Here is a 19,639-nt window from a genome sequence, read left to right on the forward strand (position 1 = left end):
AAATGGACAATGCCGGTGACAAACTGGGGGCAAACCATCACACAGTTATCGATTTACTTTGAAGGCAGGCTCGATGATATAATTAAACTCTAGCCAATTCGGCTGACACAGAATTTTGAACGCTCTCTTAAAAAGCTTTTTTCTCATGCAGAATCTGGAAATTCTGATTAGCCAATATAATTGCTTTTTGAGTGACAGGAGAAATTTTATTAATATCATCAAAACCGTATAAATTAATTAGTATATCTAGCTCCGGTAAGTTTTCTTTAAGTACTGTTTTAGACTCGCCATCACTACTTGTCTGAATATTCAATTTACTTAAAATTATTTTAGATGTAGATTCTATGTAGCTCTTTAAATCACCTGAAAAATATCCTTTAGATTCAAGATATTCAACATTAATTTCTTTAGGATTTTGACTAATAAAATAATTTAAAACTCGCTGATATCCTTTTTTCATTACATCAGAATAAACCCTTTTTAAATTTTCTTTTTCCTCATCACCTATATCAACTCGGCTATCAATTTCCTGATATTGCTGTAATACGTCTTTATTAAGATTAATTGAACGGATTAAATGTGCAAATGAAATAAAGTTAATATGATTTTTGGAAAGAAATTTTAATGATTCTATCATTTCATCAATTACATAATTATCATCGTCATTTTCTTCATCAATTTTGCTTATTAATAAATTAGTCAATAACTCTTTTGGTGCTTTATCTTTATGCCTAACGATAGTTTCTACACTACTATTTAAGAGATATTGAAAGTTAGAATCTGTAGCTTTTTTCAAAAATCGCTCAATGGCTTTCGAATCATCAGTATTAACTTTATCTAGTACTTCTGTCAGCTTTCTATTAATGTCATTCTTGAATTCAGAAACTTCATGATTAACAATTTTGTTTTGTTCTTCAAAAATTTTTGGTGCGTGTTGTAAAATTAGTTGAGGTACTCGGCGATCAATTTGATAATCTATAGCCTCCATAATCTCAACCATCCGAGTTCCTTCATAAACAGTTATATCTCCACGAGCTTGTAGAATACGACTATTATCTGAAGCTTCTGCCTCCATCTTATCTTTCTCAAACATCACTACTTCCCACCCTTACTTTTTACTTTATCCTTAATTTTAATATTTCCTCCTGCTTGAATTACTGTTGAGCCGTTAGAAGCTTTCGCTGAGTTTCTCACTCCTGAATTATTTCCAAACAATGTAATCACAGTTGCTAACAAGCCATGTAGAGCTGAAAATATAATAGCCCATGTGTTGTAATCGTAGCCAAACCAATCAATTTTAAAATAAATTGCACTGCCTACTGTCAAAACCCAGACAATAGCAACTAACAGATATGAAATTTTCAAACAATTTCCTTTATTTTTTTAAGTAAAATTAAGTTATATCAAAAACTTTTGATGAGTACATAAAATTTATTAAACTCCAAATATCAATTTTCACCTATATATTAAATAATGACCATCAAAAAAGTATCCTCCATTGCCAAACTCGAAGACTTAGGACGTATCCAAATCTCAAAATCCTTTTTTATGCGTGATTTCCTCTATAGCGAAATCGCCAATTGGTACGGTGTACCCAACTTCCCCGACCATCCTGAAAAAGCCATCTACACAGGTACAGAGCTCTGCCAACAACTGCTCGAACCACTGCAAGACAAGTTTGGACGTATCGCCATTCGTTCTGCGTATCGCTCACCAAGCGTGAATCAATTAGGCAATGAAAAAGGACATAAACTGCGCAAGTAACGAGAAGAACTTTGCCAGCCACATTTGGGACTATCCTGATGAAAAAGGCTATGGCGCAACGGCGTGCATCGTGATTCCATCATTTTTAGAGTTGTATGAAAAAGACCAAAGCAAATGGCAACAATTGGCGTATTGGATCCATAACAACTTGAACTATAGCCATTTACAATTTTTCCCAAAACTCTGTGCATTTAATATTGATTGGCATGAACAACCTGCACGGGAATTTATAGTTATATTCAGCCTAAAGGCTATTTAGTGCGTGATGAAGCGGTGAATCCGGAATTTGAGAAGTTTTATCCTGATCTTATTTAATAGTCCTCCTTGCGAGCTTCGCTTCTCACCTTTTAAAAAGGGAGACTTTGTCACGTAATCCATTAGAACCGCGTAGTTCCCTCTCCTGAGCAAATTTTAAAGCACTGCTTTAAAATGAAGCGCAAGAAAGGAGAGGGTTAGGGAGAGGATTATTAAAAGCTTCCCTCTCCTGAGCAAGTTTTAACGCACTAGTGGGGGTTAGGGAGAGGTAAATTTTAAAACGAAGTATACGCGAGAAGACAAAACCCGCATCACTGCCCCCGAATCACCCCCAACTTATTCCACACATCAGGCGTCAAAAAGGTCATCATCAACTTGTTTAAATCCAGATAACGTAGCACACCATTCAGCTGACTTTTAATTTCAGGCGTCTTTAAAATTTCTTCACCGGTAATTTGTCCCAGCTCCTGAAAACTACTGCCGACCGCCTGTATTCCTTCAGTCTGAATCACGGCTTTGGTCTGTGCTGAATATTGCTCAACCAGAATTCGCTGTAACGCCTACACCACGTTTTATCTAGTAGCTACTTGCTTCCTGTATTCCATTTCAAACAAAAAACCTTTACGACTAAAGACAGCAAACCACCACTTAAAGATAACATCTGAACTGTGCTATTTTAGATCAAAATTGAACATAAATATCTACAAACAATAAAGAGGGTTTAAAGATGTCAAAACAAATTTTAATGCTCGTTGGTGACTATGCTGAAGACTATGAAACCATGGTGCCTTTTCAGTTTTTAACAGGTCTCGGTTATACCGTACATGCGGTCTGCCCCGATAAAAATGAAGGTGAAAGCATCGCTACAGCTATTCATGACTTTGAAGGCGAGCAAACCTATAGTGAAAAACGCGGTCATAACTTTGCCATCAACTACAACTTTGAAGCGGTACACACTGCGGACTATGTCGGTTTAGTCATTCCCGGTGGACGTGCGCCCGAATATTTACGCATGAATGAACGTATCCTTGAGATTGTGCGTGAGTTTGATGCTGCGAAAAAACCAATTGCAGCAGTTTGTCATGGTGCACAAATTCTTGCGGCAGCCGATGTACTCAAAGGTCGTACTTGTTCCGCTTACCCTGCCTGTGCAGCCGAGGTGAAACTTGCAAGCGGAACTTACGCAGACATTGAAGTAACTGAAGCTGTAACTGATGGACACTTGATCACAGCGCCGGCTTGGCCTGCACACCCTGCTTGGATGGCACAGTTTATTCAAGCTTTAGGGGCGACTGTGACGATTTAATTGTGTTGTTCCTCAAGTGAATCTTTTATGAGATGACCTATCAGCCTTTAGATTCAAAAATAAAAAAAGCTCCTTTGATTCAAGGAGCTTTTTTAATGGCTTTTTTTATAAAATTAATGCTTTCGATTCAGTTTATAAATCGCTCTCACTATTCATAATCTTCAAAGGCCGAACTACCTCGTTACACCCAACTTATTCCAAATCTCTGGGGTTAAAAAAGTCGTGACCAATTTATTCAAATCCACATAACGCAGTACGCCTTGCAACTGCCCTTTCACTTCAGGGTTCTTTAAAATTTCCTCACCCGTAATCTGTCCAAGTTCCTGAAAACTGTCTCCAACCGCTTGTATACCTTCAGCTTGAATCACTGCTTTGGCCTGCGCAGAACATTGCTCTACCAGTATCCGCTGCAAAACGGTTGCCAGCTTTTGATCTAAAGCCTGTTTTTGTTCTGGCGTCACCTGACTCAAGTGTTTCAAATCCGGATGTGCAGATAGCGCCACAAAGGTCCACTGCAAGACCGCGGTTTTATCGGTTGCCGTGGTCGACTTCACCAGACAGTCACTCAGCTGATCAACGGCCGGACCAGCCGTACTCACTTGTGAGCAACCCAAGAGCGCAAACGCTAGACTCCATCCTCGTAGCTGCTTTAGACTCAACTGCATCATGCTATACCTCACTAATATCGGCTCATACCAGAAATAGCCTATTTGTAGCATGCAAGCAGCAATCTCACCTGTTATAACTGTGTAACGCGCATAAAAAAAGGAGAAGTGATGTGCTTCTCCTTGTTACTTATACTGACTATTTCATTTGCCTGAGCATACGCTTGGCACCGGCATGATTATGCTGGTTGGCCAGCTCCTGCAAAATCCGTTTGGCCCGGGCTTTGGGCTGGGAAAAACGGTTACTAAAACTCGCCACAGCGCTTAAGCAACGCGCCAGCAAAATCCCCGATTCAGCATAGACATTCCGCGCATTGGTGCCCTGCAACCGGCCATAATTATAGGCCCGCTGTGCGCTGTTACAGGCATTTAACTCATTGCGGCCGCTGTTTAAATCACGGCGTGCAGCGACATAATATTTCATCTGCTGCTGTTGTGGGGTCGCAGCCACCACAGGCGCCGCTTTTACGGGTGCCGGGGTTTTCTCGGCTGGAAGTTCCGGTGTTTCTTTTGGTTCGGGCTCTTTGGCAACAGCTTTAGTGTTTTTATTATTCCGATTGGTATTCGTATTAGCCTTCTTGCTGCTGGAAGATGCCGAACGATAAAAACGCCGTGCTTCATCTTCCGTCATGACTTGAGTAAGTAAATGCACAATGCGGACTTCACCCTGGCCATCGCGTTTACGCTCGCTGACCGGCTCAATTGAAACAATCCAGTCCGGGCCATTTTTTCTGACACAGCGATAGGCACCAATGCCCTGATTAACATCACGATAAGTCGCCAACAGTTTTTTGGACCAACTGTTTTTCAGCATCGACATCGTACTTTTATAGGCCAGTTTTAAATGGCCTTGCTGCGACTGACAATAGCTGCCCATATATTTGCGCGGAATCAGCGATTCTGCCGCCAGCTCTTTACGCTGCGGTCCCCAGTCATACACATAGGCTTTGGCTGAACCATTGGCCTGATTCAGATTTTTTTTCGCAATCAGCTCTTGTGACGAAGCAAAGTGCTTCAAGGCATCTGGACTAAAACTTTCTACACTGACACAGCCCGAAAAGACGACACCGACCCCAGCTAACATCATGAAGGTTTTGACATTCACGTCTTTATTCTCTATTTTTCCCCACTCAAAACATAGCTCAAATAGGCGCAAATAACAAATCTAGTCGCTTGATTTTACTTGATATTTCTCGTTTATTTATTACTACTGCCCCGCACTATCATCTGATAAATGCAAAATATCCAGAGTTTTAACAGCGAAACCTGAACGCCTTAACACTTTCATCCGATCATTAAAAAACCCGCCTTAACAGCGGGTCAGTTGGGAATGACTTAATCATCCAGGGTCGATTCAAAGGCTTTTAAACGTTTATAAATCGACAGCAGTTCAATAATGGTTGGCCAGGAGGCAATTAAATACTGGAACGATTCACGTACCTTACCGAACACGTTACCAATCTGCATCATCAGGCCAAGGGTAATCGCTCCCGCAGCAATACTTGGGAACAGCACAAACAGACCGTAAATATTGTCCAGCTGCATGTACCAGATTCGTACCAGGTTAAAATAGGCATAATGGAAATACAGGCGGAAATAATTCAGACGAACCTTGCTAAACAGCTCTTTTAAAGTCAGCGGATCGGCACGCTCGGCATGATCTTCACCATAGACCAGCTCTTTACGATAAGCCGCTTCCACCTTCTGGTTATTAAATTCTAGTCCCGGCAGTTTATAACCGACCACCATCAGCAGTACGGTACCAAACACCGCCCAACCAATTGCCGCCCACACCAGCGCATAAGGAATTTCGCCCAGAATTGGCAGGGTTTTCACATGGCTCGATAGCGTTACCAAAACCGGTAAAAAGGCAATCAGGGTAATGAGTGCTTCAATCAGACTGACGCCCAGACCTTCGGTGGTACGGGCAAAGCGCATGGTATCTTCCTGAATACGCTGCGATGCCCCTTCAATATGACGTAACCGGTCCCAGTAGGCGGTGTAATAATTGTTCATTGCCGTTCGCCAGCGGAATACATAGTGGCTGACAAAGAACAGGTTAAATACCGAAACCGTGACCGCCACAATTGCCACATACAAAAAGGTCATGATCTCGGCATACAGGTTATTCACATCACCGCCGCCATTACTCAGCATTTGCTGGATCAGGTCATAAAACGGGCTGTACCAGGCGTTAATGACCACGCTCACCTGCACCCAGAACCAGATATTAAACAGAATGAAAGATGAGCCCCACACTGACCAGCGCTGCCAGGGATTATCCGATTGAATCCGCCAGAAAATTGCAAAAATGGCTGTGGCCAGAAAATACCAGAGATAGAACCAGAGAAATGCCGGTGACCAGAAACGGCTGACCCCAATCGGGAGTTCTGCTTCATGATAGCCTTCAGGCAAACCGATGATGGTGCCCCAGCCTTGTCCACCAGAATACCACAGCACCAGATTAAGAACGAACCAGAGTAACAGCGAACTAAAAAACCATTTCGGATGTGGAAAAAATGACTTAAACATGCAGTGTTCTATTTCCTTTATTCTTTTCAAGACGTTGAAAAGCAGCTTTTATAACATTGCAGCGTGCAATGCGCCACGCGATGACTTCAACATGAGCAATATACAAGATTTCCTCGACAGCGCATGTACTTTTCAGTACCGATTTTTCCACTAACCGGTATTTAAAGCGATATAAAACCCCGAAAATCACCCTGACTATTTTCAGTAAAATAATGAAAAATCAAGAGCTTAAAATACCAATTTTTAGACTAAAAATTTAACTTTATTTTTTAAAATATCAATTACTTATTTATAATCTGACGAATAAAACACATATTCCCGACCAGACAATGCTAAGATAAATATGTGATACATAATACATTTTTGAGGGAAATCATGATGGAAGTTAAAGCTGTTGAACTTATTCAGCCTCTGGTACTTGAGAAAGAGAACTGCCCACCTATCCATTTTGAGACAGGCACTATCTTAAAAGTCCTGATGACCACGCCAACAGCTTATCTGGTCACGGCCGGCACGGAATTTAATTTCACCATTTCATTTCAAGATGAACACAAGGTCTGGCGCAAGCTTTAGTCCTCATTCCAAGCGCGATTCTTATCTCCATTCAGGCAGCTTTTCAGGCTGCCTGTTTTTTTTTTGCAGATATAAAACCAGAGCAGCCGAATTCCAGCCGACCTTTAAGAGGCAACGTGCTGGGAATGTGCCTGTAAATCGACAATCTTACCCTCCTGATCATGATAGACCGTGACAATTTTAGCCTGACGGGATTGCGTTAACATGACCGGTTCCAGCTGAAAATGCTCGGCAAACTGGTTTAGCGGTGCCGGTTGCATGGTCTGGATGGAGTGCGCCGGAATATAGTTGGTCCACAGCCATAAACTCAAGCCACAAGCCACTAGCGCACTAAAACCATTTTGCAGAATACTTAGCATCAACTGGGCCACTTGCTGAATCAGTGCATCCCGTTCCAAATCCAGCAAGCCCAGACTGCTTAAAACTGGCTGCCACAACAGGCCCCAGGTCAGCCATAAGCCGGCGGTACACACGTTCGAGGCATAACGCTTTTGCCACGGCAATTCATAGCGATAATCAATAATTAAAGTATTGGCTTTCACAACTTTACTCTCAACACATCACATCGCGACAGTTAGCTGTCACGTTTAATTCCACGATCGGGACTGATCCAGCGTGCACGTTTCCCTTCCCCACGCAGCAGCATTTTCGGAAACGCCACAATACTGGCCGATACGGTAATCAGCCAGAACATGAACGGATACCAGATCATCCAGAAATAGTTTCTGGCCAGATTTTTTTCATAGCGGCTGTCCATCCATTTGCTGACCATAAACTGGAACAAACAGGTCGCGCCCAGCACAATACCCACCCCTTGCGGTAAAAACGGCGATTGCAGTTCCGGCAACGGTAAAATAGGCAGGCAGAAACTTAATATCCAGAGCAGACACAGCAACAGCAGCAGATATGACCAGACCAGAGTCAGCATCATTTCCAGAATCAGCGGCCACAAATAGTTCAGCTTTGGCTTAAAAATTACATCAATATTTTTATTTAACACCTGCGCACCGCCCATGGCCCAGCGCAAACGCTGTTTCCATAAGCCTTGCAGGGTTTCCGGCATTAATACCCACACCAGCGCATTCGGTTCAAATTCAATTTTCCAGCCGGCACGCTGTAGCTTCCAGGAAATATCAATATCTTCGGTCAGCATGTCATGCGACCAGTAACCGACCTGGTGCACCGCGCTTTTACGAAAGGCGGTAATCGCCCCTGAAACAGTAAAAATACGGCCATAGGTGCGCTGGGCACGTTTAATCATGCCAATAATCGAGGAGAATTCTCCGACCTGGACCCGGCCCAATAAGGTCGAGCGATTGCGAATTCGCGGATTGCCCGTAACGGCGGCCACCGCCGGATCACGCTGGAAATGGCGCAGCATCCAGCTGGCGGCATGCGGATCGAGCAAGGCATCGCCATCAATTCCAAGCAGGTATTCGGCATCGGTAACCAGACTGCCGGCTTGCAGGCCCATGGCCTTGCCCTGATTTTCTGCCAGATGCACCACCCTTAACCGTGGATGCTGGGCCGCCAGACGGTTCAGTACCTCGCCAGTATTGTCCGAGCTGCCATCATTAATCGCGATGACTTCAAAGTTGGGATACTTTAATGCCAGTGCCTGGGTGATGGTTTCCTCGGCATTATCGCCTTCGTTAAAACACGGAATGAGCACCGCCACCAAAGGATATTCCTGTAAAACCGGTGGCTGGGTAAAGACCGGATCTTTGCGTTCTTTGACATAGAAAATCAGCGCCCCCATCATCCATAAATAGGACATGAACAGCGGATAATAAAACACAAAGTTCAGCACCGATTGCCAGAGTTCTTGCAACATGGTTGTTCTCTAGCCGGTTACGGTGCTGATATTGGCTGAGGCTGGAAAGCTTGACGCAGCACAGTCGGATCGGGATGATTCTGGATTGGATCATCCGGATAATAGGCAATGTGCTTCACACCGGCCTGATAGAGTGTTTGAATTGTTTCCGCAATTTCCACAGAGGGAATTTTATTGCCATTACGCCAGTCGACGGCCTGCAATTCAAACACCGTTTTACGCAGCCCTTGCGGATACTGCTGCACCCGACTCAATAGCTGCTGATAAAACTGCGCCGGATCATCGACCTGTTCCATATATGGCATGGCCATAATCGCGGTGAAGTCATAACGGTTTAGCGACTGTTCCAGCGACTGGGCATACCAGTTTTCTGAATAGGCCGACAGCGCCACCTGCGCATACAGGTTACGCGAGGTCTGCAAATAAGGCTGATACTGCCGCACGGTCTCGGCCAGCTCCATGGCAAAATCATCAATTACTTTGACTTTATAAGCTGTCCATTTCTGTAAGGCGGCATCATCAGCACGCAGTTGTGCCAGATCGGTGGCTAAGCCCTGCTGCTGATAGGCCTTTTTAGCCCAGCTGCTGGCATCTTCATAATCGGACAAGGTGGCATCATCATGGAAAATAATACCGTTGAACTGCGCCGATTTGGCCAGATCTTCATAAATGCCTTTAATGGTGTTGCGGGCGCGCGGCGAAAATGGGCTTAAACGGTGATAGCCCATGTTCAGATGCTTACCGCTATGCGGCTGCTCGGTTTGCACCAGATCTTGGGCCACCGGATTCGAGACCGGTAATTCCCAGGCAAATACCGGCATCCAGGCATAGACACGACGTACCTGAGTCCGGGTCTGGATTTGCCAGGCCACACGGTTAAACAGGTCGGCACGCATTGGAATATAACGGTTCGGGAAATAGACCAGATCGGCCGAGCCATTGCCATCCGGATCAGAAAATGCCTGTAAATATACGGTATTAACGCCAATCTGTTGAATCCGGTCCAGCAATAAGCCTAAATTACGTTCCTGCTGCTGCGGGTCCGGATCATAAATATAGTCGATATCGACATGCATGATCTTTTGCGGACGATCATTGTCCGTGCGCTGCTGCTGATGTTTCTGGATTTCTTTGGCCAGCAGCGCTGCATCCATGTGTTTTTGAATCAGGATTCGCGGCAATCTGGAAAAACTGTTTACAGGTTGATTCTCGGCATCATCCAGCGTCAGGCTGATTGGCATCTTCAGTTTTTCGGCAATTTTTACCGTATGCAAGTTATAGCGACCATAGGGCCAAACCATAATTTTTGGCGCTTTCAAGCCATGTTTTTGCAATAGGCGCTGATTGGCTTTTAAGTCCTGCTGAATACGTTTCTGATAAGCGTTGTCATCTTCATAACGCTGCTGCTGCGGAAAATAGGCACGTGCTACGGTGGCTGGCAATTCATTGCCCTGCGGATTGGCCACAATGCCTTTATGCAGGTCATAACTGTGGCTGGCAATTTCCACCAGACCGCTGGCCTGTAATTCTTTTAACTGTGCCCAGCTTAAAAAATGCTGGCGTGACACCAGTTGCCCGCCAAAATTAACCTGTTGCTGTTCTGCTCGTTCTAACCAGCGCCCAACCACCGACAACACGGCCGGAATATTCCGCTGTTTTAAAACAGGATAGACATGCTGATAAAAACTTTGATAGCCATCATCAAAACTGAGCAAGACTGATTTTTCCGGTAGCGCCTTGTTGTGTTGCTGCGCCTCTAACAGTTGCTGACTGCCAATAAACTGAAAGCCATTTTGTACCAGCCAGTCCAGATGCTGCTGCAATTGTTTAGGCTCAATCGCATATTCAGGCATTAACGGTTGTGGTTCAGAAGTGACTTCGTGGTAGGCAAGGATCGTCAAGTTTTTCATTTCATTTCCCGCCTGTGCCCAACCCATGAGCATACTACAAAGAAAGAAAACAAAAATCTGGACCGCTTTAATAAACTGAAATAGAGGAGACATAAGGCGCGCGGAATTCATGGTACAGACAAGAAGATACGATGCTACATTCGAGCAATTGCGCAGATTCAACCATTATTTTATTATTATTTGTGTATACATTTGTTAATTAATCCCGTTTTTTTCTTTTTGCCCTTGCTTTCAAAATAAAGCAATAAAATATTTATGATTTTATATCACTCACTTAGTTTTACTTATTTTTTAGCCACCCGCCAACGGGTCAGTTGATAATTTTCTAAAGGGTAGACGCTTTTATAAGCCCAAAATGTGATCTGGTTTTCAATTTTAAATTCTCACCATTTGATACTGAAGTATTTTTCAAAACGCTAATACATCTGCAAAAATGGAAATGTGGAGATCATTTTGAGCTGAAGATTCACCGCTAAAATAGTATGGATTGAGTCATCTAGATAATTGGAAGTGGGCCGATGAAATCATGCCCTTTCCCCTTCCTTCTCTGGCATATTGTGCAGGCTTAGGGTTTAATGACATTTACCCCAAGTGCACATGGAGAAAAGATGCAAACGCTCGTATGCTATAAACAGCTACCGATCTGGACACAAGACACTATCCCGCCTGGCTTTTTACGCCAGCACAATACCAAAGCCGGCACTTGGGCCCAACTGAAGGTTTTAAAAGGTGAATTGCATTTTGCCTTGCTCGATGAAGCAGGCACGCTGTTGTCTGAACATCTGTTTAGCCCGGAACAGCAACCGCCCATGCTTGAGCCGCAAGTGTGGCACAAGATTGTTTCGGCCAGTGCCGATGTCGAATGTCAGCTCAGCTTTTATTGCACAGCCAATGACTACTTTGCCAAAAAATATAAACTGACCCCGACCCATTCAGAAATTCTGGCCGCACAGCCATCTTTACAGGGCAACACGGCGCTGGATGTTGGCTGTGGCAGTGGTCGTAATGCGCTGTTTTTAAGTCAGCACGGTTTTCAGGTCGATGCCTGGGATGTCAATGCCCAAAGTCTGGAGCGCCTGAACGAGATGATTCAGCAGGAACAGATTCAGAACATTCACACCGCACTGCGGGATTTAAATATTAATCCACAGATTCAGGGCCAATACGATTTTGTGTATTGCACGGTGGTGATGATGTTTTTACAACCCGACACCATCCCGACTTTGATTCAGCAGATGCAGCAGGCCACCAAAGCTGGTGGCCTTAACCTGATTGTTTGCGCGATGGATAGTGAAGATTATCCGATTCAACCGGACTTCCCTTTTAGCTTCAAAGCCGGTGAGTTAAAAGCTTATTATGAAGGCTGGACTTTGCTGAAATACAATGAAAATGTGGGTGAACTGCACCGTGTCAATGAACAGGGCAAGCGTATTCAACAGCGCTTTGCGACATTATTGGCACAGAAAACAGCGTAAAAAATTTATCCTTACATATAAAAGCTGATCATCTGGATGATGGGTCGGCTTTAGAGAAAGAATAAAAAACAGTGATAGTCAGCAAGTTTAATAACTTGCTGATGATTCAATAATTATTGGATAAAGCGACTAAGAAAACGTTACAGCAGATATTCCCAGATCACATAGCCTAGACCAAAACCAATCAATGAGTACAGCGTAATAATAAAGAAGACAAAACTCGCGCTATTTTTCTTTTTTAAAAAGCTCATTGTGATCTCAACGGTAGAATCTGTTGTCACATCTTACCCCAATTTGAGGATTTTTAAAGAGAAATTGGAGTTTATCGTGCTGACTAAAAAAATCCAGAAGTGCAATTACTCATCACTCGAGACTGTAAATTAAATTGTGTAATTGCCTGAATTTGCTATGTTCATATTCACAACGGAGTCAGGCAATATGATGAACGAACAACAACTAAAAGACCTTGCAGCAGAATTTACTAAAGGAATCAAAACAGAAGACGATCTCAACCAATTCACCCGATTGTTGACCAAACTCACTGTTGAAACGGCTCTTAATGCCGAACTTACCGAACATCTCGGACATGAAAAAAATGCCCGTAAATCTGGCTCAAATTCACGCAATGGTTATTCTAGTAAGACTGTACTTAGCGATGATGGGGAGATTGAGATCACCACACCACGTGATCGTGATGGCACTTTCGAACCTCAGTTGATTAAGAAAAATCAGACCCGTATCACGCAAATGGATAGCCAGATTCTATCCCTTTATGCCAAAGGCATGACCACCCGTGAAATCGTTGCTACCTTCAAGGAAATGTACGATGCCGATGTATCTCCAACGCTCATTTCCAAGGCGAACAGCACTGCTGTGAGGATGCCGTCAATGAGCAGGTTGCTGAATGGCAAAACCGTCCGCTGGATGTGATCTATCCCATCGTTTATATGGACTGTATTGTAGTTAAAGTCCGTCATAATGGCAGTGTTATCAACAAGGCTGTATTCCTTGCCTTAGGCATTAATCTTGATGGACACAAAGAACTGCTCGGCATGTGGATGGCTGAGAATGAAGGTGCCAAGTTCTGGCTGAATGTCCTGACTGAGCTTAAAAACCGAGGGTTGCAGGATATTCTGATCGCCTGCCTTGCGAAGCAGTGCTTCTCAGGACTAAAAGGCTTTCCTGATGCCATTAACAGCGTATACCCGCAAACCCATATCCAGCTGTGCATTATCCACATGCTGCGCAACAGCTTGAAATACGTGTCATGGAAAGATTACAAGGCGGTCACTCAGGATTTAAAAGCCGTTTATCAATCACCCACTGAAGAGGCAGCCTTGATGGCCCTGGATCAATTTGCCCAAACATGGGATGACAAGTACCCACAGATCAGCAAAAGCTGGCGTACGCACTGGGAGAATCTGAATACCTTCTTTGCTTATCCAGCCGAGATACGCAAAGCCATCTACACTACCAACGCAATCGAGTCATTAAACAGCGTAATACGCCAAGCGATCAAAAACGTAAAGTCTTTCCAACGGATGATTCTGTACGTAAAGTGATTTACCTGGCAATTGATGCAGCATCTAAAAAGTGGAATATGCGCGATTCGCGACTGGCGTTTAGCCATGAGCCGCTTTATTATTGAATTCGGTGACCGCTTAAGCAATCACCTTTAAATTGATGAAAAGCAATTACACAAAATTATTTACAGGCTCCATCACTCTAAAATAGAGTTGCAATTTTTATTCTGCTTTATAAAAGCATGGTACGCGGATTCAATTTATAGGGCTTATATGTCGATTGTAATCTTCTATTATGCTTTTTATCTCTAAACAAACTTGTATCTTTTATGTCCAAGCTCAATCATTTTTGCCAATCTATTTATTGATCATTCACCGATATGAACATTATCTTATCGCTCCAACACCTCATTAGGTAAAACAAACTCTAACTTAATATCGTATGCAGTCACTGTCCGTGTACACTTTGGTTTATCTAGTCCTTTACATTTTTCATGACGGTCTAATTTATTGTTTTTTTAAATCAAATTAATAAGAAATAAAAATCTCCTCTTAAAAGAGCGGTCGTACATTCTATTATTCTTCACCATCAAACTGCCAGAATACAATCCCCCAATCACTTTTAAAATCAGGAAAGATATCTCCCTGTTTAAAATATTGACGTGAATTTTCTTTGGCAAATGTATACCAGTAGCCGCTGCATGGGGATAAGAACAAGCAAGAAATTGCAAAATTAAGCGTGGCACACACAGCATAAGGCCACTGATATTTCTACTTGTTGAAATAAAAATGTGGCAAAAATGTGGCAAATAAAAAAGCCACTTACATAAGTGGCTGATTTATAAAATAAATTCTGGTGGAGGTGGCGTCAATTGAACTCAAAACCTAACTCATTCATTTTAAAGCTCTTTTATTGAATAAAAAAATTCATTGACCCAATTTTGACCCAAATTAGATTTAGTGCATTGAATCACTTTAAAATCTTGTTCAAATCCGAATTCAGGATTTGAAGTGGCGTATGGCATTATAGCAGCAAATTACACCTAAAAATAATTGTAATGTTATAACATGTCAATTAGCTCATTATGATATTAATAATCACATCAACTTCAGTACAGTTCAATTTTTTAATTTGTACTTTTGCTTAGGACTCTTAGGCTTATCAGGAAGGGTACGTTCAATCACACCTGCTTCTAATGCTGGAGTTAAATAATTTTTTTGGAATGTGGCTCGATGGGACAAGTCCAATAGAGCCATAAGCTCAGTTAAGCTATATTCTTTCTGCTCCATATTCTGGATGAGACGTTTAACTTGATCGCTAACTTGTACGCTAGCTTGAGCGGTATCTTGATCGCTGGCATCAGAACTAAGTATTGCATCTAGAATCATCTGCAAAATAAACTCAATAAAAGGTGCAGAATCTGAACGATCTGTGCTCGCTTGCAATGCATCGTAATAAGCTTTTTGGTTTTGATAAATCAAGCTTTCTACAGGGATGTTGAGAAAAATTGGATTCCACTGGCTTAAGATTAAAGTTTGCCATAAACGCCCCATCCGCCCATTGTCATCAGCAAATGGGTGTATAAACTCAAACTCATAATGAAATACCGAACTCTGAATTAATGAATGCTCAAGTTGTAGCCTTCTCCATTCATCTTGGACATTCAATCAAATTTATAGTCCAAAACATTTTCACCGCAACATGGTTTCAGCCCACTCTGGCTAACAAAATATACAACTTACACAGAGTATTTTCATGCAATAGGGCTAACTTATATTTGTTTTTATGATATAAATCACATAGCTTTTTCTCATTAAAAGTTTGAATTCACTACAATGGTTTTAGATCTCCATGCAGACATATATTCCTTATCATCTTAGGGTACAGTTAAAACAAATCGACCCTATTCTTGATAAACATTGGCAGCAACAACTGGATTCTATTCTATCTAAGACACCACAAGCACTACATCAAAAAATAGAAGACCAGTATCTAAAAGCAAAAAATATATCGTGGAATTACCTGAACCAAACTTTTGAGTTTAAAGGCCATATCAGCCTCAAAGAACTTCAGCTCAACACGCAAAATTCCGAGTTACTACAACTTGCGCACAGAATTAATACAACCTTTAGCTATCTACAAAGCTATCAAACTGACTTCCAGATTGCCGATTACTTAGAAACTATTGTTCGTGAGATCAATCAAATCGATTTGGACAATCCAAAAGACATTCAAGCACAACAACTGATCAAAAAAGCATTTCTGTATGATACAGCCCTCATCATTCGAGAATTAAATTTTTCTGTTTCTGAAAATCACCGTCACTTGAATATTGAGCAAGTCCGTACCTTTATCTTTGAAGTCTTCATGAAAAGTGAAATTTTGGGAAGCTGGTTTGCCCATATTTTACCGAGTGAATATGCCGATCAGGAACTGACCATTTTTCAGGATTATTTTATTAGTGAACAACAGGTGCGTGATTTTGAAATTATCAAAACCTTTCAATATTATTTTGTCCTGAGCAGCTCTTATGACAGTTTAATTTCCGCTTATTCAATTCGCCGCTTTTTAACCGAAGAAAGCTTTGGTAAAGAGGACCGGTTCTATATCAGTGGTTTGGTTCTGGATCCGCAACAGCTTAATCAACCAAATTATTTTGAAAATTTCAAACAGCTCATGACCCGAATTATTGGCATTCAGAGCCAAATGAATCCACATATTGTAGAGCTAGTTGAATCGCTACACGAGTATAACCATCAACGGCTCATCCCGAGTTTGAAAGAAATCTTAAATATCCAAAGTTTTTCCATCGAGCATTTGGTCAAAGAACATCTAGAAATTTTAGAGAAAGATTTATCCTTAAATATTCTCGAACCTTTCCTAAAAGGATTAAAAAACAGCGTTCAACATACTGATGAATTAGAGTTTTGTTATTTAAATATTTTAAGATTAATCAATGAATTTCTACATCAACTTGAAATTTTATCGCAGGAGCCGATTCTGCAGTTTAATCCCCATGCACGCCTGTTTAAATATCGGTTAATTGCATATTTAAAATTATTGGAACAGCGACGAGCACAAATTTTTGTGCTCTTTCATGATGAGTTTCACTATCAGCAACATGTGCGAGAGGTTTCAGCACCCACTCAGGAAATGAGAGAATTGCTCAATGATGCGATTGAGCAAACTCGTCAGATCCAACAACACATACGCCAATTAGAACGCGAAACGCAAAATAAACAAAATGCCAGTTTCATTAAACGGCTCTTTAAAAAGCCTGAAAATCATGAATTTAAGATCAATGAATTAAAACAGAATATTATTGATGTTCGAGATCGTTGCTATCTCAGAATTATTGCTCTTCAAAAACAGACCACTCAGGTAAGTATGTATTTAGAAGCAAAAAATTTAATTCCGGTGGACTCCAAAATGCGCCATTATGCCTTTGCCAATGGTGAAAATGGGGTGACACGTTTACCGCTGCTGTTACAACTGCCTGAAGAGCGTAATAGCTTCAATATGCAGAGCATGCTCTTGGCTTTAAACTATGAATTTATGCTGTCTGCGAAAAGCTGGGGAATTTCACAGAAGACTTAGAGCCTGTTCAATTAGCAACCTGAGTAGCTAACAAAGTTAGTGGTTATCCAATCAATAGATTTTTCTCAATAATGTATAAGGAATTAGAAAAAAAATTAACTATACTTTTTTTAATATTTCCAAGAATTTTTCTAATTCTTCTTGATTATATTCACCTTCTAGCACATGAGTCTTTAAATACTGTTCTATTAACTCATTCATAAGACCATTGAGCAGTCCACCCTGAATAGCCACCAAAATTCTAGACACATGTAACCATTTACAATCAATACAAAATGTAATGATATATCACTACATTTCTGATCTTTCTTTTTTCATGTATGATCGACTAAGACAAATTCAGGGATAAGGTTATGTTTGAAACTATTGATGATTTAAAGAAAAAATTAGATCAACATCGCCCTCTCTCTCCGTCAATTGTCAAAAATTTACAAGAAGATCTTATTGTCCGCTGGACCTATCATTCCAATGCAATTGAAGGTAATACCCTCACCCTGCTAGAAACAAAAGTAGTACTCGAAGGTATTACTGTTGGTGGAAAGGCATTAAGAGAACACTTCGAAGCGATCAACCATAGAAATGCAATTTACTATGTTGAAGATATCATTCGGAAAGAGGAGCCTTTTTCTGAGTGGCAAATTCGTAATATCCATCAGCTTATCTTAAAGAATATTGATGATGATAATGCTGGACGTTATCGTCAGCAAAACGTTCTGATATCAGGTGCTACGTCTACCCCACCTGATTACACATTATTAAATGACAAGATGACTCAATTAGTAGACTGGTATAATAGTGAAGCGCATAAGCTGCATCCAATTGAACGTGCAGCCAAAGTACATGCTGATTTTGTTGGCATTCATCCATTCATTGATGGCAATGGGCGTACATCACGTCTATTGATGAATCTTGAATTATTAAAAGCTGGCTATCCGCCTTGTGTTATCACTGTAGAAAATCGCTTGGCTTACTATGAGGCTTTGGATCAGTGGATGGCATATGGGAAGACCGAAGCTTTTATTCAATTGGTTTCGGATGCAGTAATCGAAGGATTTAAACCCTATCAAGTAATTTTGAATTTAAATTAAGGATTTGGCCAAATAAATATTTCAAATATATTTGCAAGACAAAGACCTATCCATAATTAATCTTCACATTTTCTAAATTACATCCTGGACTGTTTGTCTAACCATACCTGGAACCCAGACCAACTTTTAAAATCATCCACTGCACGCACGAGACAATTTGGATTGCGTTCTAATAGCATTTTACTCAAGGCACTGCCCGGCCCAATTTCTAACACTACATCAGGCTGGTTTTCTTGTATTACTGTTAAACAGGCATCCCAGTCAATAGCATGATTCATTTGGTGAATCAGCGCATTAACTGCATCTGTGGTCTTAAAAAACTTATGTCCACCCGAACCGCTGATCATGGCCGTGCATAAATGAGCAAAGTCTTGTTGCTGTAAAACCTGCTGATACGGCTGTACTGCAGCATCCATCCATACGGTATGCGATGCAATGGTAACATTCAACCGTTTAACAAAACGTGTTCCTCGCAATTCGAGTTGCTGAGCCAGCTGCTGTAAATTCGTATCAGCCCCCCACGACAAAACTACTATCACTCAGTTTAATAGAAAGTGCGGTTGACGTTTCTGTCAACAACTCTTGAAGCGTATTGAAATTAATTCCCTGGACAGCCATTAAGCCACTTGCGTCCTGGGCAGCTGAAGACATCAACGAGGCACGCTGCTGGGCTAAATACAAGCCTTGTTCCAAACTTATCTGCGTTGCACAAATGAGTGCACTTAACTCTCCGAGTGAATTACCTGAGAAGCTCATAAGGTCCTCAATCTCAGGTTTTAACTTTTGCCAACGACACCATTGCAAAGCAAAAATAAAAGGCTGCGCGAACTCATTCGGATACAGATCAACTTCGGTCAAATCTGAACAAAATAGCTTCGGCAAATACAGTTTTAATTCATCTACTACTTGCAGTTCTTTCGCCATGCTTCGGAGCTCATGCACATGCGCTAAGTTCTGAAGTCCTTGACCACTAAATATGATTGCGAAATGGCTTTGTTGCACAAAGATTTGAAATGCAAAGCGCCCCTAATTGAGCCAAATTTAAGGCGTAACTTGGGTAAGTGGTCGACCTAATTCCGTAAATCTGTTGAGGACTGCTACACGTGCATGAATTTC

17 protein-coding genes and 4 pseudogenes are annotated in these 19,639 nt (G+C 41.7%); 7 read left to right on the forward strand and 14 right to left on the reverse strand.

The window, feature by feature from the left end:
- Positions 1-127 precede the first annotated feature (127 nt).
- The gene (locus FTT63_RS12675; RefSeq protein WP_163141349.1) at positions 128-1,093 is read right to left on the reverse strand and encodes an LPO_1073/Vpar_1526 family protein; all 966 of its coding nucleotides are present in this window, start codon (positions 1,091-1,093) and stop codon (positions 128-130) included.
- A gap of 2 nt (positions 1,094-1,095) precedes the next feature.
- A complete protein-coding gene (locus FTT63_RS12680) occupies positions 1,096-1,365 on the reverse strand; it encodes a hypothetical protein (protein WP_104513528.1) in 270 nt (89 codons plus the stop codon).
- Between the two features lie 108 nt (positions 1,366-1,473).
- Between FTT63_RS12680 and FTT63_RS15800 the strand changes: the two genes are divergently transcribed.
- Positions 1,474-1,764, forward strand: a complete 291-nt coding sequence (locus FTT63_RS15800; RefSeq protein WP_228278752.1) for a hypothetical protein — start codon at positions 1,474-1,476, stop codon at positions 1,762-1,764.
- 566 nt (positions 1,765-2,330) lie between these two features.
- Here FTT63_RS15800 and FTT63_RS12690 read toward each other — a convergent pair.
- Positions 2,331-2,576 (reverse strand): annotated as a pseudogene (locus tag FTT63_RS12690) (hypothetical protein); the annotation flags it as partial.
- A gap of 170 nt (positions 2,577-2,746) precedes the next feature.
- Between FTT63_RS12690 and FTT63_RS12695 the strand changes: the two are divergent.
- Positions 2,747-3,325 (forward strand): DJ-1/PfpI family protein, encoded by a 579-nt coding sequence (locus FTT63_RS12695; protein WP_180192385.1) that lies wholly within the window; start codon positions 2,747-2,749, stop codon positions 3,323-3,325.
- Between the two features lie 173 nt (positions 3,326-3,498).
- On the opposite strand, the gene FTT63_RS12700 is transcribed toward FTT63_RS12695, so the two are convergent.
- From FTT63_RS12700 to sbmA, 3 genes are all read right to left on the reverse strand, one after another.
- Positions 3,499-3,993 (reverse strand): hypothetical protein, encoded by a 495-nt coding sequence (locus FTT63_RS12700; protein WP_180192386.1) that lies wholly within the window; start codon positions 3,991-3,993, stop codon positions 3,499-3,501.
- Positions 3,994-4,129: 136 nt separating this feature from the next.
- Entirely contained in the window at positions 4,130-5,095 is a 966-nt protein-coding gene (locus tag FTT63_RS12705) for a hypothetical protein (RefSeq protein WP_180192387.1), read from the reverse strand.
- A 230-nt stretch (positions 5,096-5,325) separates the two neighbouring features.
- The gene (gene sbmA / locus FTT63_RS12710) at positions 5,326-6,522 is read right to left on the reverse strand and encodes a peptide antibiotic transporter SbmA (protein WP_104472676.1); all 1,197 of its coding nucleotides are present in this window, start codon (positions 6,520-6,522) and stop codon (positions 5,326-5,328) included.
- 375 nt (positions 6,523-6,897) lie between these two features.
- Here sbmA and FTT63_RS12715 point away from each other — a divergent pair, with 375 nt between their 5' ends.
- On the forward strand, positions 6,898-7,095 hold the full coding sequence (locus tag FTT63_RS12715) for a hypothetical protein (protein ID WP_127798682.1): 198 nt from the start codon (positions 6,898-6,900) through the stop codon (positions 7,093-7,095).
- Between the two features lie 104 nt (positions 7,096-7,199).
- On the opposite strand, the gene pgaD is transcribed toward FTT63_RS12715, so the two are convergent.
- Genes pgaD through pgaB form a run of 3 tightly spaced genes read right to left on the reverse strand, consistent with a single transcriptional unit; the run spans position 7,200 to position 10,872 of the window.
- Positions 7,200-7,637 carry a poly-beta-1,6-N-acetyl-D-glucosamine biosynthesis protein PgaD gene (gene pgaD, locus FTT63_RS12720; protein ID WP_127798684.1) on the reverse strand — a complete coding sequence of 146 codons (438 nt, stop codon included), beginning with the start codon at positions 7,635-7,637 and terminating at the stop codon, positions 7,200-7,202.
- A 32-nt stretch (positions 7,638-7,669) separates the two neighbouring features.
- On the reverse strand, positions 7,670-8,929 hold the full coding sequence (gene pgaC / locus FTT63_RS12725; RefSeq protein WP_127798686.1) for a poly-beta-1,6-N-acetyl-D-glucosamine synthase: 1,260 nt from the start codon (positions 8,927-8,929) through the stop codon (positions 7,670-7,672).
- 17 nt (positions 8,930-8,946) lie between these two features.
- Positions 8,947-10,872, reverse strand: coding sequence for a poly-beta-1,6-N-acetyl-D-glucosamine N-deacetylase PgaB (gene pgaB / locus FTT63_RS12730; RefSeq protein WP_227554683.1), 1,926 nt, complete (start codon positions 10,870-10,872; stop codon positions 8,947-8,949).
- A 575-nt stretch (positions 10,873-11,447) separates the two neighbouring features.
- Between pgaB and tehB the strand changes: the two genes are divergently transcribed.
- On the forward strand, positions 11,448-12,314 hold the full coding sequence (gene tehB, locus FTT63_RS12735; protein ID WP_180192389.1) for an SAM-dependent methyltransferase TehB: 867 nt from the start codon (positions 11,448-11,450) through the stop codon (positions 12,312-12,314).
- 140 nt (positions 12,315-12,454) lie between these two features.
- Here tehB and FTT63_RS12740 read toward each other — a convergent pair whose 3' ends face one another.
- On the reverse strand, positions 12,455-12,565 hold the full coding sequence (locus tag FTT63_RS12740) for a hypothetical protein (RefSeq protein WP_005179737.1): 111 nt from the start codon (positions 12,563-12,565) through the stop codon (positions 12,455-12,457).
- Between the two features lie 190 nt (positions 12,566-12,755).
- Here FTT63_RS12740 and FTT63_RS12745 point away from each other — a divergent pair.
- Positions 12,756-13,993: pseudogene (locus tag FTT63_RS12745) on the forward strand (IS256 family transposase).
- 236 nt (positions 13,994-14,229) lie between these two features.
- Here FTT63_RS12745 and FTT63_RS15805 read toward each other — a convergent pair.
- Both FTT63_RS15805 and FTT63_RS12750 read right to left on the reverse strand, forming a co-directional pair.
- A pseudogene (locus FTT63_RS15805) lies at positions 14,230-14,334 on the reverse strand (hypothetical protein); the annotation flags it as partial.
- A 622-nt stretch (positions 14,335-14,956) separates the two neighbouring features.
- Positions 14,957-15,469 (reverse strand): annotated as a pseudogene (locus FTT63_RS12750) (Fic family protein); the annotation flags it as partial.
- Between the two features lie 220 nt (positions 15,470-15,689).
- On the opposite strand from FTT63_RS12750, the gene FTT63_RS12755 reads away from it, so the two are divergent.
- Entirely contained in the window at positions 15,690-17,435 is a 1,746-nt protein-coding gene (locus FTT63_RS12755) for a hypothetical protein (protein WP_168396798.1), read from the forward strand.
- 353 nt (positions 17,436-17,788) lie between these two features.
- Complete coding sequence (locus FTT63_RS12760; protein WP_075168122.1) at positions 17,789-18,523, forward strand: Fic family protein; 735 nt, start codon at positions 17,789-17,791, stop codon at positions 18,521-18,523.
- Positions 18,524-18,600: 77 nt separating this feature from the next.
- On the opposite strand, the gene FTT63_RS15810 is transcribed toward FTT63_RS12760, so the two are convergent.
- Positions 18,601-19,050 (reverse strand): hypothetical protein, encoded by a 450-nt coding sequence (locus FTT63_RS15810; protein WP_227554646.1) that lies wholly within the window; start codon positions 19,048-19,050, stop codon positions 18,601-18,603.
- On the reverse strand, positions 19,034-19,447 hold the full coding sequence (locus tag FTT63_RS15815; protein ID WP_227554645.1) for a hypothetical protein: 414 nt from the start codon (positions 19,445-19,447) through the stop codon (positions 19,034-19,036). The genes FTT63_RS15810 and FTT63_RS15815 overlap by 17 nt, the downstream gene beginning before the upstream one ends.
- Positions 19,448-19,639 lie beyond the last annotated feature (192 nt).

Source organism: Acinetobacter sp. C15, assembly GCF_013420645.1.
In the GTDB taxonomy this organism is placed as follows: Bacteria; Pseudomonadota; Gammaproteobacteria; order Pseudomonadales; family Moraxellaceae; genus Acinetobacter; species Acinetobacter indicus.